17 protein-coding genes, 1 tRNA gene and 1 pseudogene are annotated in these 13,380 nt (G+C 69.9%); 7 read left to right on the plus strand and 12 right to left on the minus strand.

Features of this window, described 5'->3' with window-relative positions:
- Positions 1–52 precede the first annotated feature (52 nt).
- The 3 genes and pseudogenes from ACYVGI_RS18010 to ACYVGI_RS18020 form a co-directional block, all read right to left on the minus strand.
- Positions 53–502, minus strand: a complete 450-nt coding sequence (locus ACYVGI_RS18010) for a YdeI/OmpD-associated family protein (RefSeq protein WP_460633956.1) — start codon at positions 500–502, stop codon at positions 53–55.
- Between the two features lie 68 nt (positions 503–570).
- Positions 571–765, minus strand: a complete 195-nt coding sequence (locus ACYVGI_RS18015; RefSeq protein ID WP_460634163.1) for a hypothetical protein — start codon at positions 763–765, stop codon at positions 571–573.
- Positions 766–824: 59 nt separating this feature from the next.
- Positions 825–1,136 (minus strand): annotated as a pseudogene (locus tag ACYVGI_RS18020) (hypothetical protein); the annotation flags it as partial.
- Positions 1,137–1,228: 92 nt separating this feature from the next.
- Here ACYVGI_RS18020 and ACYVGI_RS18025 point away from each other — a divergent pair.
- Positions 1,229–1,579 carry a cytoplasmic protein gene (locus tag ACYVGI_RS18025; protein ID WP_460633957.1) on the plus strand — a complete coding sequence of 117 codons (351 nt, stop codon included), beginning with the start codon at positions 1,229–1,231 and terminating at the stop codon, positions 1,577–1,579.
- Positions 1,580–1,601: 22 nt separating this feature from the next.
- On the opposite strand, the gene ACYVGI_RS18030 is transcribed toward ACYVGI_RS18025, so the two are convergent.
- Positions 1,602–2,027 (minus strand): VOC family protein, encoded by a 426-nt coding sequence (locus ACYVGI_RS18030; protein WP_460633958.1) that lies wholly within the window; start codon positions 2,025–2,027, stop codon positions 1,602–1,604.
- Positions 2,028–2,129: 102 nt separating this feature from the next.
- Here ACYVGI_RS18030 and ACYVGI_RS18035 point away from each other — a divergent pair, with 102 nt between their 5' ends.
- Entirely contained in the window at positions 2,130–3,164 is a 1,035-nt protein-coding gene (locus tag ACYVGI_RS18035; protein ID WP_460633959.1) for a helix-turn-helix transcriptional regulator, read from the plus strand.
- On the opposite strand, the gene ACYVGI_RS18040 is transcribed toward ACYVGI_RS18035, so the two are convergent.
- From ACYVGI_RS18040 to ACYVGI_RS18055, 4 genes are all read right to left on the minus strand, one after another.
- The gene (locus ACYVGI_RS18040) at positions 3,161–3,376 is read right to left on the minus strand and encodes a hypothetical protein (RefSeq protein WP_460633960.1); all 216 of its coding nucleotides are present in this window, start codon (positions 3,374–3,376) and stop codon (positions 3,161–3,163) included. The genes ACYVGI_RS18035 and ACYVGI_RS18040 overlap by 4 nt on opposite strands.
- 184 nt (positions 3,377–3,560) lie before the next feature.
- Positions 3,561–3,633: transfer RNA gene (locus ACYVGI_RS18045), tRNA-Arg, on the minus strand.
- Between the two features lie 40 nt (positions 3,634–3,673).
- Positions 3,674–4,060, minus strand: coding sequence for an MmcQ/YjbR family DNA-binding protein (locus ACYVGI_RS18050; protein WP_460633961.1), 387 nt, complete (start codon positions 4,058–4,060; stop codon positions 3,674–3,676).
- A 16-nt stretch (positions 4,061–4,076) separates the two neighbouring features.
- Positions 4,077–4,853, minus strand: a complete 777-nt coding sequence (locus tag ACYVGI_RS18055) for a dienelactone hydrolase family protein (RefSeq protein ID WP_460633962.1) — start codon at positions 4,851–4,853, stop codon at positions 4,077–4,079.
- 170 nt (positions 4,854–5,023) lie between these two features.
- Here ACYVGI_RS18055 and ACYVGI_RS18060 point away from each other — a divergent pair, with 170 nt between their 5' ends.
- Positions 5,024–5,317: a GNAT family N-acetyltransferase gene (locus ACYVGI_RS18060; RefSeq protein ID WP_460633963.1), complete on the plus strand. Its 294-nt coding sequence runs from the start codon at positions 5,024–5,026 to the stop codon at positions 5,315–5,317.
- 4 nt (positions 5,318–5,321) lie between these two features.
- Positions 5,322–6,323 (plus strand): zinc-binding dehydrogenase, encoded by a 1,002-nt coding sequence (locus tag ACYVGI_RS18065; protein ID WP_460633964.1) that lies wholly within the window; start codon positions 5,322–5,324, stop codon positions 6,321–6,323.
- 269 nt (positions 6,324–6,592) lie between these two features.
- On the opposite strand, the gene ACYVGI_RS18070 is transcribed toward ACYVGI_RS18065, so the two are convergent.
- Positions 6,593–7,051 (minus strand): SHOCT domain-containing protein, encoded by a 459-nt coding sequence (locus ACYVGI_RS18070; RefSeq protein WP_460633965.1) that lies wholly within the window; start codon positions 7,049–7,051, stop codon positions 6,593–6,595.
- A 126-nt stretch (positions 7,052–7,177) separates the two neighbouring features.
- On the minus strand, positions 7,178–7,372 hold the full coding sequence (locus ACYVGI_RS18075; protein ID WP_460633966.1) for a hypothetical protein: 195 nt from the start codon (positions 7,370–7,372) through the stop codon (positions 7,178–7,180).
- 112 nt (positions 7,373–7,484) lie between these two features.
- On the opposite strand from ACYVGI_RS18075, the gene ACYVGI_RS18080 reads away from it, so the two are divergent.
- Positions 7,485–8,453: a helix-turn-helix domain-containing protein gene (locus tag ACYVGI_RS18080; protein WP_460633967.1), complete on the plus strand. Its 969-nt coding sequence runs from the start codon at positions 7,485–7,487 to the stop codon at positions 8,451–8,453.
- Positions 8,454–8,684: 231 nt separating this feature from the next.
- Here the strand turns inward: ACYVGI_RS18080 and ACYVGI_RS18085 are convergent, their stop codons facing one another.
- Together ACYVGI_RS18085 and ACYVGI_RS18090 are read right to left on the minus strand one after the other, a co-directional pair.
- Complete coding sequence (locus tag ACYVGI_RS18085) at positions 8,685–8,957, minus strand: hypothetical protein (protein ID WP_460633968.1); 273 nt, start codon at positions 8,955–8,957, stop codon at positions 8,685–8,687.
- Positions 8,958–9,078: 121 nt separating this feature from the next.
- Positions 9,079–9,252: a CsbD family protein gene (locus tag ACYVGI_RS18090; RefSeq protein WP_055889541.1), complete on the minus strand. Its 174-nt coding sequence runs from the start codon at positions 9,250–9,252 to the stop codon at positions 9,079–9,081.
- A gap of 146 nt (positions 9,253–9,398) precedes the next feature.
- Between ACYVGI_RS18090 and treY the strand changes: the two genes are divergently transcribed.
- The gene (gene treY / locus ACYVGI_RS18095; RefSeq protein WP_460633969.1) at positions 9,399–11,678 is read left to right on the plus strand and encodes a malto-oligosyltrehalose synthase; all 2,280 of its coding nucleotides are present in this window, start codon (positions 9,399–9,401) and stop codon (positions 11,676–11,678) included.
- The gene (treZ, locus tag ACYVGI_RS18100; RefSeq protein ID WP_460633970.1) at positions 11,675–13,369 is read left to right on the plus strand and encodes a malto-oligosyltrehalose trehalohydrolase; all 1,695 of its coding nucleotides are present in this window, start codon (positions 11,675–11,677) and stop codon (positions 13,367–13,369) included. The genes treY and treZ overlap by 4 nt, the downstream gene beginning before the upstream one ends.
- The last annotated feature ends 11 nt before the right edge of the window (positions 13,370–13,380 follow it).

Genomic DNA, 13,380 nt, shown 5'->3' on the forward strand with positions numbered 1-13,380 from the left:
GTCGCATTTTTCGCCGCCGAATTGCACGTAAAACGCTGTACTGAAGAGAGGTCTACGAGCGCAGCGCCTCGATCACGCCCTGCACCCGCCGCGCCCGGGTCTCGTCGCTTTTCGCGCCCTCGATCGCCGTGGCGTGCGCGCGCTGCTTGCTGTACGAGAGGGCGGACCACGCGTTCGCCGCATCCTGGTCGTCCGCGAACGCCGCCGCGAGCTCGGCAGGGATCGCGACCGTGCGCGGGGCGTCGTCGACCTCGAGAGTGACCTCGACCTCATCCCCTGCTCCCCGGCCGGTGGCCGCCCGCGTCTCAGCATTGAACGAGATGAGGAAGCGGCCGCCCATGGACGCGATGGTGTTCCGGTAGGTGTACCCGCCGTCGATGGTGACGACGACCGGCACGCGCTTGCCGCGATCGAAGCCCAGCACGACCTCCTCCGGCACGACGATGCCGACGTTGTTGCCGCCTGCGCCCAGCAGAGTGGTTCGGAAGCTGACCACGGTCATTCCTTTCGTTGCACAGCCATCGCTTGAGCGATCTTCTGCGAGATTACACGCGCGGCGGGTGCCGCGGCTCAGCGCTCGAGGAACTGCGCCAGGCTGAGCGGCGGCGTGCCCGTGACCCTCTCCACGTCGTCCGTCACCCGCCCCAGCTCGCCTGCGGCGATCGCCGTGTATGTGGACACCCACGCGTCGTACTGCCATTGCGGCGCATCCCACTGCCTGCGCGAGGCGTACGCCTCCTCGACGGTCTCGTCGTGGAAGCGCACGGGCGTGCCCCGACGAACGAGGTGTATACGACGTGTCCGACCCCCGCATCCCGAGCTGCGTCGATGAACGCGCGATGCTCGGCCAGCCGCTCGGCGTTCTCGGCGGCGGAGACCATGAACAGGGTCTCGACGCCGTCGAGCGCGCGCAGCGACGCCTCCCTGTCCGAGTACGCGAACGGCAGCACAGTGGATGCGGGCAGCTTCGGCGCCCTGGACGGGTCGCGCACCAGAAGGCGCTGCGCCACCCCCGCATCGGCGAGCATCCCGGCGACGTAGCCGCCCAGAACGCCGGTGGACCCGGTGGTGGCGATGGTCGGGGCTTTCAGGTCGCTAGTGGCGCTGCTGGTGCTGCTGGTGCTGCTGGTGCTCATGATGCCAGCGTATGGAGGCCGCGACGGGCGCGGAAGGGCGCACTTCCCGGTGAGTGGGGTGCGGGAGGCCGGAATCGGCGTATCCTCGCGGCATGGTCACCGACGACCCGATCCGCACCGACCCGGAGAACTACCGCCTGCTCTGGGAGAACGAGTTCGTGCGCGTGCTCGACTACACGGACACGCCAGGGGTCCGCACCAACGACCACGACCACCCGAATAGCGTGCTGGTGGCGCTGACCGATTTCGACCGGCACCTGCGCACACCGGACAGGGAACGATCCGTGCACCTGGGTGCGGGCGATGCGGTCTGGCTCCCCGCGCAGCGGCACTCCGGCGAGAACGTCGGCTCGACGCCGACGCACACCATCCTGATCGAGCTCAAGGGGGATGCGGCGGGCGTCGCCGGCGGGGAGAGCGTGGGGCCGAGCGCGGCGAAGTGACGCCGCGGCGGCCCCGGTCAGTTCACGCGGCGTCCCACGCCACCGCGACGTCGAGCACCCAGACGACGCCGAACCGGTCTTTCAGCATCCCGTATGCGGGCGAGAACGCCGACGGGCCGAGGTCCTCGAGCACAGTCGAGCCCTGGGCGAGGCTTTCCCACAGGGTGGCGATCTCGTCCGCGGAATCGCCGCGCACCGAGACGAACACCGACTTCTCGCCCTGGTCGTACGAGACGCTCGCCGGCACGTCGTACGCCATGATCTGGAAGCCGTCCGCGCCGACCACCTGGCCGAACTTGATCTGATCCGCGTCCGCTGGCGTCTCGGCGGAGTGGGCGTCGGCGTTGCTGACCAGGATGAGCCGGCCGCCGAAGACCGCGTGGTAGAACTCGAGGGCCGCCTTCGCGTCGCCGCGGAAGTTGAGGTGGGGTGTGGTGATGACGGACATGTCTGCTCCTCGCTGACGGTGTTGCCCGGACCATCCGGACGCTGCCCACTCTCACAGCAGTAGAGGACAGTTGCGGTCCTCTACTCGATCTACGCTGGACCCATGACAGCGACAAGCTCCCGCCTCCTCGTGCTGCTGTCGCTGCTCCAGGCACGGCGGGACTGGCCAGGGCAGGCCCTCGCCGAACGGCTCGCCATCAGTCCCCGCACGGTGCGGCGCGACGTCGACCGGCTGCGCGGGATGGGCTACAGCATCCGCGCCACCAAGGGGCCGGACGGCGGCTACCGCCTCGCCCCCGGCACCGACCTCCCTCCCCTGCTCTTCGACGACGACCAGGCCGTTGCCGTCGCCGTCGCCCTGCAGGCGGCGACGGTCAGTGGGGTCGGCATCGAGGAGGCCGCGGTCAGAGCGCTGACCACGGTGCGGCAGGTGATGCCGTCCCGGCTGCGACACCGGCTGGATGCGCTGCAGTTCACGGCGATGCCCAACGCGCTGAACGCCGGCGTCGAGCCGGTGTCGACGGAGGTGCTGCTGGCGCTGTCCACGGCCGTCGTAGCGCGGGAGACGGTGCGGTTCGACTACCGGGTGGGGGATGCGGTGGATCGGGATGCGGTGGCGGTGGATGCTGCCGCCACAGAAGACTCGTCTCCCCACCCCACCGCCGTCGCATCCGGCCTTCCCCGCCGCGTCGAGCCGCACCACCTCGTCGTCTCCGGAGAGCGTTGGTACCTCGTCGGGTGGGATCTCGACCGCGACGACTGGCGCACCTTCCGGGTCGACCGGATCACCCCGCGCATCCCGAACGGTCCCCGGTTCTCGCCGCGGGAGCTTCCGGGAGGGGATGTGCGCGCGTTCGTGTCCGCCCGGTTCAAGGGTTCTGAGACGACGAACGACTGGCCGTGCCGTGGCAGCGCGGTGCTGCACCTGCCCGCGGCCGAGGTGCTGCCCTTCGCGGGCGACGCGGCGGTGGACGACCTCGGCGACGGGCGGTGCCGCATCCACGCGGGGTCGTGGTCGTGGGTGGCACTGGCGGCGTCGCTCGGCCGGTTCGACGCGGTGCTGGCGGATGTGCAGCCATGGGAGCTGCGGGAAGCGTTCGGGGTGTTGGCGGGGCGGTATGCGGCGGTCGCGGACTAGCGGGGCCGGCGCGCGCTGCCGGAGTTCTCCGGGCCGCGGAGCAGCCGAAGAGACGAGTTCAGGTATGCGGCGGCGACCGCGAGGCAGAACACGACCGCCAACACGTAGAGTGGCGCATCGTCGAGTGCGACGGCTGCGCTGACTCCGGTGGACATCGCCTGCAGGACGAAGACGCCCGCGAGCACGAATCCGGCGGTCGGTTTCGACGTCATACGCCACGCCTGTCGAGAGGACTCGCGGTCTTCCCCCTCGCCGCGAAACAAGCGTGCGCCGGCCGCGATCACGACGCAGAGACTCACGCAGTAGAGGAGGCCCAGAAAACGCGACCGCCGCGACCGCCCGTCAACGACAAAACCCCCGCCGAAGCGGGGGCCGTGTCTACTGTCTCAACCAGTGTGCGCCCGGAGGGATTCGAACCCCCAACCTTCTGATCCGTAGTCAGATGCTCTATCCGTTGAGCTACGGGCGCAATGCCTTCGAACATTCCTGCTCGCGGGCCGGATTAGAGCTTACATGACCTCGTCCAGTACCGCCAATTGGCGCTTCAGGGCCACCTGGCGGTAGGACGTCTCGATCAATTCTGCGACCTCTTTCCACACCGAATCGGGCGCAGCCTGGTCGATGTCGATGCCCAGCCAGCCGGATGCGCCCCAGTATTTCGGCACGAAGAAGCGCGGGTCCTCGTGGAAGGCGCGCGCCTCGTCCTGGTCGGGTTTGAAGACGAGCGAGTACGGGCGGGCGAGGCCGCTCCCGGCGAGCGCGAAGACCTTCTTGCCCGCGCGGAACGTCGGACGGCCCCACGCTGACACCTCGACCGCTTCGGGGAAGCGCAGACAGATGGCGCGCATCCGGTCGACGAAGGGGTCGCCGGGTTCGAACAGTTCCGGGTGGTCCATCAGGCGAGGGTACCGCTCAGGCGAACACCTCGTCGAGGAAGCAGACCAGCGCACGCCAGCTTCGCGCATCCGCCGTCGGCCGGTAGCGATCGGTGCCGGGGATGGTGAACGCGTGCGGTGCGCCTGAGTATGTGGTGACCTGCCAGTCGACGTGCGGGGCTCCGCGCAGCTCGTTCTCGAACGCGACGACGGCCTCCGGAGGGACGACGGGGTCGTCGCCGCCGGTGAGAACCAGGAGGGATGCGGCGATCGCCGCCGCGTCGGACGGCTCGTGCGCGATCAGCCCGCCGTGGAACGACACCACTCCCCTGGCCGGCGCGCCCGTGCGCGCGAACTCGATCGCGGCCGTCCCGCCGAAGCAGTAGCCGATCACCGCGAGGCGGGCGGGATCGACGGTGGCGTGCTGCTGCAGCACCGTGAAGCCGGCCGCGACCCTGGTGCGCAACAGCGCCAGGTCGCGGTAGTACTTCCCCGCCTCCTCCGACGCCGCGTCTCCCTGCGGGCGCACGCCGACACCGTACAGGTCGGCGGCGAACGCCACGTAGCCCAGGCGCGCGAGCATCTGGGCGCGCATCTTCACCGTGTCTCCGACGCCGTGCCAATCGTGGAGCAGCAGGACGGCCGGACGGCGTTCGTCGGCCTGCGCATCCCGCGCAAGATAGCCCTCGAGGGCGACCCCCTCGTGCTCGTAGAGGATCGTCTCCGCCTCGATCACCGTGTGGTCCCTGATCGGCACCTGAGCGAGCAGGGCTTCGTGGGCTGGCGAGAGGGGCGACGGGGAATCGAACGTCACAGCGGGCTCCAGAGTCATTCGCTACACACGCGCCGGACGTCGCCTGCGGCCTGGCCTGCTGTGGCTCGAACGCGGAAATGCGCGCGGAAGCCCGAAGGGTGCGGGTCGGGATCCCACGACGTCAGCCTACCTCGGGTTCCCTTCGCACGCGACGGACGTACGATGGGCGCATGGCCACGGAGTTCAGCAACGAGACGGATGCGAAACGGTACGCGATGCGCATCGACGGCGAGCTGGTCGGCGTGCTCGACTACAGCATCCTGGGCGGTTCGATCTCGCTGACGCGGGCGTTCACCGCGCCGGCGAAGCGGGGAAACGGGTATGCGGCACACCTGGTCGAATACGCCGTGAACGACATCGAGGCGAACACCGAACTGAAGATCGTGCCGATGTGCTGGTACGTCGCCGACTGGTTCGAGGCGCACCAGGAGCGGTCAGGGCTGCTCGCGCGCCGGGCCGGCTGAGCGCGTGCCACACAGGACGGCCGCCAGAGTCACCCGCTTCGGCGACGCCGACGTCGTAGCTCTCGTCGACGAGGAGGTGCGCCCTCCCCGCGGCACCGAGGTCGTCGTGCGCGTCACGCACTCCTCTCTCGGCGCGACCGACGTGCTCGCGCGCCGCGGCGGCTATGTCTTCCAGCCGTTCGCCGGTTTCGTCACCGGCTACGACTTCGTCGGCGTGCTCGAAACAGAGTCGGCGGTGTCCGCGGTGCTCGGGATGCGCGCGGGCGACCGCGTCGCCGGAGTCCTCGCCCGCATGGGCGCGCACGCGACCCGCATCGTGGTCCCCGCGTCGCTGCTCACTCCGGTGCCGGACGCGCTCGACTCAGCGGTCGCGGCGACGGCTCCGCTCGACCTGATCACCGCCTGGCACGCCCTGCAGCTCGCAGCGGTGGATGCGGGAGGCAGCGTCCTGGTGCAGGGCGTGACCGGGCCGGTCGGCTCGTATGCGGCGCAGCTCGCCAAACGCGACGGGCTGACCGTGTTCGGCAGCGCATCCACTCGGTCCAGGGCGGCGGCGGAGGCGCTGGGAGCGACGTTCGTCGACTACACCGACCCGCTCTGGGCAGCGCGCGTGAAGAACGCCAGCGACGGAGGCGTCGACGCCGCGATCGACCACACAGGGTCACCGGACGTGCTGGACGCCCTCGGGCCGCACGGCACCTGGGTGCACACGGCGTTCGTCGGGCGGCGCGGTCACGAGCGCGCGGACTCGCTGCTCGGGTCGCTCTCGTCGACGGCGCACCGCTGGGGCGGGCAGCGGCAGCGCGTGTGCTCGGTGCCCGGTCTGGTCCTGACCAGGCGCAACGACTACCGGCGCAGCCTCGCCTCACTGCTCGGGATGCTCGCGGCCGGCGACCTGACGGCGCAAGCGGTCGACGCCATCCCGTTCGAGCGGGTGTGGGATGCGCACAGGGCGGCGGACACGGCGGAACGCGGCCGCAAAGTGGTCGTCACGATGCCGGAATGACCAGCGGGGCGGCTCTTGCGCGCGGCGCGACGCCTCCCCCGGCGCGTGTGGGAGGGATCGCTCGCTCCCACACACGCATTCGGGTAAGTAGCCGGCGCTGCCGAAGGGCCCCTAAATTCCCCGGCGGCACGCACCAGCCGACCCCTTAAGCAAACAGCTTTCCATACCGGTCGGTCAACCCGCTCGTGCGAACCGACACCATCGAGCCCAGGCTTTTTCACCGTAAACGCGCGGAATGCGGTGAAAAAGCCTGGGCTCGAATGCGTGGATCAGGCCGCGGGAGGCGCCGGAGGCGCAGGCGGCGTCGGGGCTGCCGGTGCGGCAGCGGCCGGTGCGGCAGCACCGGGGTGCGCGAGCGCGCGGGCCTTGAGGTGCGCGAACTCCTCCTGGGTGATGACACCCTGGTCGAGGAGCTGCTTAGCCTTGGCGATCTCGTCGGCCGGGCTGGAGCTCGCGACCGTGCGGATGTAGTCGTCGGTCGCGCTCTGCACCTGCCGCGCTTCCTTCTGGCTGCGCTCGGCCATGCCGGGCCCGCGAGCGATCAGGTAGACCAGCGCGGTGAGGAACGGCACGAAGATCAGGAAGATGATCCACAGCGCCTTCCACCACCCGTTGAGCTTGTGGTCGCGGAACAGGTCACCGATGATCGCGAAGAGCGCGAACAGGTAGGCGATGAACGCGAAGCTCCAGAAGAAGAGCCAGATGATGTTCCAGAAGTTGTCCCACATGATTTCCCCACCCTCCGTAGCCCAGACCGAAGCGTGCCTGGGTATGCGCTGAGAGTAGCGCGGGGCGTTCTGTGCGTCTAGACCGTATGTCGCGCGTCTGACGGCGTCGTAGCGGCGCCGTGCCGGTCAGCGACCGGACTCGCGAGCGTCGCGTGCCGCGCTGAGGTCCGAGTACGCCCGGTCGGTCTCGCGGCCGACGCGCTGCCCGCGAGCCTGCAGCGCCGCCGGAAGCCACTCGCTGAGCACGAACCGGCGACGACGCGGGATGCGCTCGACCGCGTTCGTGGTGCGGGTCGCGCCTGCGATCCATCCGTGTTCCATTCCCTGTGTGAAGATTCCCTGAGCCATGACATTAACGTTACGGAGGAAAAGATTCGGCCACGAGATGGCTTTAGGTCTTCCTTCGCAAAGATTCGGCCACTATGCTTCTGGCATGATCCGCTCCGTCGCAGTGCCGCTCATCGACGACTTCGCCATGTTCGAATTCGGCGTGGTCTGCGAGGTCTTCGGCCTCGACCGCAGCTACGCGGGAATCACCCCGTTCGACTTCCGCATCTGCGCGATCGAGCCCGGCGTCCCCATCCCGAACCCGACAGGCGCGTCGATCATCGCACCGTACGGACTGGACGCGATGGACGACGCCGACCTGATCGCGGTGCCGGCAGCGCGCATCCGCGACGACTACCCGGAGGAACTGCTGGACGGCCTGCGGCGCGCAGCCGAACGCGGGGCCATTCTGCTGAGCGTCTGCTCCGGCGCGTTCATCCTCGGTGCCGCCGGACTGCTCGACGGACGCAAGGTCACCACGCACTGGCGCTACGCGGACGCCCTCGCCCGCCGCTTCCCGGCGGCCGACGTCGACCCCGACGTGCTGTTCGTCGACGACGGCAACCTCATCACCAGCGCTGGAACCTCGGCCGGGGTGGATGCGAGCCTGCACCTCGTTCGCCGCGAGCTCGGCAGCGCGACGGCCAACACCATCGCCCGCAACATGGTCGTGCCTCCGCAGCGCGACGGCGGCCAGCGGCAGTACATCGAGCGGCCGGTGTCCGACTGCACAGACGACACCTTCACCGAACTGCTCGACCACCTCTCCGACAACCTCGACGAGAACCACACGGTGAGCGCGCTGGCCGATCGCGTGCACATGTCGACTCGCAGCTTCTCGCGGCGCTTCGTGGCGGAGACAGGGGTGTCGCCGATGCAGTGGCTGACCACCCAGCGCATCCTGCACGCCCGGCTGCTGCTGGAAACCACCGACCTGCCGGTGGACGAGGTGGCGAGACAGTGCGGGTTCGCGAGCGCGACGCTGCTCCGCCACCACTTCGACGCCGAGGTCGGCGTCGCACCCACGCGTTACCGCGCCGCCTTCACCCAGCGCGAGTCCGTTCCGGTCGGCTGACCCCGCAGCCGCGTCCGCGGCAATCGAGCCCAGACTTATTCACGACTGACCACGGCGTGTCGCGTGAATATCTGCGGGCTCGATAGCTTCTGGCCGCGACGCACTACGGGCGCCCGGCGCGGCACCGGTGACCCTGAGTGCCCGCACCGGAGAAGAGGCGCCGGCGGGCGCGCCATAACCCCCGTGACGGCGTCGGCCCTAAACCGGCGCCTCGTGTCCAGAATCCTAGCATTAACCGGTCGTACGGTTTCTTGCCTGGGCCGGAGTCTGCGGGAGGTCGTCGCCGCGGTAATGACGGATCCTGCGCCAGTTCCGAACGGCAAGTTGGATGCAGATCGCCACCGTGAGCACACCGCACACGATCACACCCCACGCACGCGGATTCTCGCCCTGCGTCGGGATGGCGACGGCGAGCGCCGCGGTCGCGATCACCGTCACGACGGCGAGCGCGATCCCGATGCCCACTCCGCGCCAGGCCCTGACGCGATCAATACGGTCGCCCATTCACCGGAATTTACTCCCGGAACGAGGTGAACGCCAGGTGAACGCGCGGTGAAAATTCTGTGCGCACACGAAACGGCCGGACCGCGCTTCCGGTCCGGCCGTTCGCCGTGCGTTCCGAGTGCTACTCCTTGAAGGCGTCCTTGACCTTCTCGCCGGCGCCCTTGAGGTCCGCCTTGGTCTGGTCCGCTTTGCCCTCTGCTTCGAGGCGCTCGTTGTCCGTTGCCTTGCCTGCCGCTTCCTTGGCCTTGCCCCCGGCCTTCTCGGCAGCGTTCTGGATCTTGTCGTCGAGTCCCATGACGATCCTCCCTTTCTCACGCGTTCGCGTCGGCAGTACTGCCGACCTGTCTTCGACGCTCCCACGCCTTGCCGGGAGGCACTACCCCCTTGCCAGCATTCTCGGAGTATGCCAACCCCTTCCATGCACGCTCCGACGCGAAGAGGATGGCAGTCGTGAGCACCAGCAGCTATCGCCTTCAGATCTCGCCCGACTTCACCCTCCGCGACGCCGCCCAGATCCTCGGCTACCTGAGGAGGCTCGGGGTCGGCTGGGTGTACCTCTCCCCCCTGCTGGAGGCTGAGCCAGGCTCCGCCCACGGCTACGACGTCGTCGACCACTCCCGCGTCGACGCCGCACGAGGCGGGCCGGATGCGCTGCTCGCGTTCAGCGACGCCGCCCACCGGCGCGGCCTGCGCGTGCTCGTCGACATCGTGCCGAACCACATGGGCATCGCGACCCCTGCGCTGAACGCGTGGTGGTGGGATGTGCTCGGCAACGGCCAGGACTCGGCGTTCGCCGGCCATTTCGACATCGACTGGGCCGCGGGAGGCGGGCGGGTGCGCATCCCCGTGCTCGGGCAGGACGACGACACCGCCGAGCTGCGGGCGGAGGACGGTGAGCTGCGATACTACGAGCACCGGTTCCCCATCGCCGCCGGAACAGAGGGCGGGACGCCGGCCGAGGTGCACGACCGCCAGCACTACGAGCTGGTCTCCTGGCGCAGCGCCGACCACGACCTCAACTACCGCCGGTTCTTCGCGGTGAACACGCTCGCGGGCATCCGGGTGGAGGACGACGCCGTGTTCGACGCGTCGCACGCCGAAATCGGCCGGTGGATGCGCGACGGACTCGTCGACGGCCTCAGGGTCGACCACCCGGACGGTCTCGCCGACCCCGGCGGCTATCTGGAGCGCCTGGCAGCGCTGGCGGAGGGGCGGCCGGTGTGGGTGGAGAAGATCCTCGAGGGCGATGAGCGCATCCCGGACTGGCCGGTGAGCGGCACGACGGGATACGACGCGCTCGCGCTGATCGACCGCGTGTTCGTCGATCCCGCAGGCGCCGAAACGCTCACCGACCTGGCCGGGGATGCGGAGACAGTGTGGGCCGCGCTCGTGCACGACAGGAAGCGGGCGGTCGCCGACGGCATCCTGAACTCGGAGGTCCGGCGGATCGCGCGCCTGCTCGACCCGTCCGAGGCGGGAGCGCAGGACGCCACCGTCGACGCCGTCGCGGAACTCGCCGCCTGCTTCCCCGTCTACCGCAGCTACCTCCCGTTCGGCCTCGATCACCTGCACGCGGCACGGGATGCGGCACTCGCCTCCCGCCCCGACCTCGCCGATGCTCTCGCCCGCGTCGTCCAGCGCCTGGCGGACCCCGCCGATCCGGCGGCCATGCGGTTCCAGCAGACCAGCGGCATGATCATGGCCAAGGGCGTCGAAGACAACGCGTTCTACCGGTACACGAGGCTCGTCTCGCTCACCGAGGTGGGCGCAGACCCCGCCGAGTTCGCCGTGCCGGTGGCCGAGCTCCACGAGCGGCAGCACGATCGGCAGGAGCGCCTGCCGGAGTCGATGACGACGCTGAGCACGCACGACACCAAACGCGGGGAGGACACCCGCGCCCGCATCAGCGCACTGGCCGAGATTCCGGAGGCGTGGGCGCGGTTCCTGCGGGAGGTCGCGGCCCGCGCATCCATCGGAGACGCCTCTCTGGAGGACGGGCTGTGGCAGGCGGCGGTCGGCGCCTGGCCGATCTCGCGGGAGCGGCTGCGCGAGTACGCGCTGAAGGCTGCCCGCGAGGCGGGCACCGGCACGTCGTGGACGGACGGCGACCAGGAGTTCGAGGGGCGTCTGCTCTCGCTGGTCGACGCGGCGTACGACGACGACATCGTGCGCGGGGAGGTCGAGGCCATCTCCGCACGGATCGACGCGGCCGGGGCGTCGAACGGCCTGGGCGCGAAGCTCGTGCAGCTTCTCTCGCCGGGGATGCCGGACGTCTATCAGGGCAGCGAACGCTGGGAGCAGTCGCTGGTCGACCCCGACAATCGGCGGCCGGTCGGCTTCGACGTCGCGGATGCGCTGCTCGCCCGCATCGACGACGGCTGGCTGCCGGACATCGACTCGTCCGGCGCCGTCAAGGTGCTCGTCACCTCCCGCGCCCTGCGGTTGCGCCGCGACAGGACCGAGCTGTTCACCACGTACCGTCCTGTCGCAGCGACGGGCGCGCGCGCCGACCATGTGATCGCGTTCGACCGCGGAGGCGCGATCGCCCTCGCCACCCGCCTGCCGATCGGCCTCGCCGCCGCGGGAGGCTGGAACGACACCGCCATCGACCTCGGAGGGCGACGTATGCGTGACGAACTGACGGGTGCAGAGCACGCGGGCACGGCCCGGCTGGCGACGATCCTCGAGCGCTACCCCGTGGCGCTGCTGGTGGCGCTGTGAACCGCCGGTTCCCGGTGTGGGCGCCGGACGCATCCACGGTCACGCTGGTGGTCGAGGGCGCGGACGACCGGCCGCTCGCCCTCGGAGAAGACGGCTGGTGGTGGCTGGACCAACCGCTCCCCGCCGTTCGCGGACCGCTCGACTACGGCTTCGTGGTCGACGGCGACGGGCCGCATCCCGACCCCAGGTCGCTCAGGCAGCCGCGCGGCGTGCACGCGCTCAGCCGCGAGTTCGATCCGTCGGAGTACGTGTGGGAGGACGCGGAGTGGCGCGGGCGCGACCTGCTCGGAGCGGTGATCTACGAACTGCACATCGGCACCTTCACGCCGGACGGCACGCTCGACTCCGCCATCGACCGGCTCGACCACCTCGTGACGCTGGGGGTGGATGCGGTGGAGCTGCTGCCCGTCAACGCCTTCAACGGCGAGCACGGCTGGGGCTACGACGGCGTGCTCTGGTTCGCGGTGCACGAGCCGTACGGCGGACCGGCCGCGTACCAGCGGTTCGTGGACGCCTGCCACGCGCGCGGACTCGCCGTGATCCAGGACGTGGTCTACAACCACCTCGGCCCGAGCGGCAACTACCTGCCGGTGTTCGGGCCGTACCTCGGCGACGGCCACAGCACCTGGGGCGCGTCCGTCAACCTCGACGGGCCCCAGTCCGACGAGGTGCGGCGCTACATCGTCGACAACGCGCTGTACTGGCTGCGCGAGATGCACGTCGACGGGCTCCGGCTGGATGCGGTCCACGCCCTCCACGACGAACGCGCCGTGCACATCCTGGAAGAGCTGGCGACGCAGGTGGACGAGCTGAGCTCCGAGCTCGGGCGACCGCTCGGCCTGATCGCCGAGAGCGACCTCAACGACCCGAGGGTGATCCGCGACCGCGCGCGCGGCGGGTACGGCATCACGGCGCAGTGGGACGACGACGTGCACCACGCCATCCACAGCAACCTCACCGGGGAGACGACGGGCTACTACGCCGACTTCGCAGGACCTGGCTCGCTCGCCACGGTGTTCGAGCGCGGGTTCTTCCACGACGGCACCTGGTCGAGCTTCCGCGAGCGCCACCACGGGCGGCCACTGGATGCGGACATCCCGCACTCCCGGCTGGTCGCGTTCAGCCAGGATCACGACCAGATCGGCAACCGCGCGGTCGGCGACAGGCTCACGGCCACGCTGAACCAGGGGCAGCTCGCCGTCGCGGCCACGCTGACGCTGCTCGGGCCGTTCACGCCGATGCTGTTCATGGGAGAGGAGTGGGGAGCGACGACGCCGTGGCAGTTCTTCACGTCGCATCCGGAGAAGGAGCTCGGAGAAGCGACGGCACGCGGCAGGATCGCGGAGTTCGCCAAGATGGGCTGGGACCCCTCCACCGTGCCGGACCCGCAGGATCCGGAGACGTTCGAGCGCTCCCACCTCGACTGGGCGGAACCGGAGCGGGCGGAGCACGCCCGGCTGCTCGCGTTCTACCGCGACCTGATCGCGCTCCGCCGCGACCTGCCGGTGGATGCGCGCGCGACCGCCATCACGGCCGACGGCGACGTCTTCGGGTTCAGCAGGGGCGGGATGCGCGTGCGGGTGAGCCTGAGCGGCACCAGCCTCGGCGCCGCCGTCGGCTTCGGCGCCGCAGAGCCGGACGCGGTGCTGGCGTTCGACGACGCAGTGCGGGTGACGAGAGCGGATAGCTGACGGCGGGGCGC

It is taken from the genome of Leifsonia lichenia, assembly GCF_054780215.1.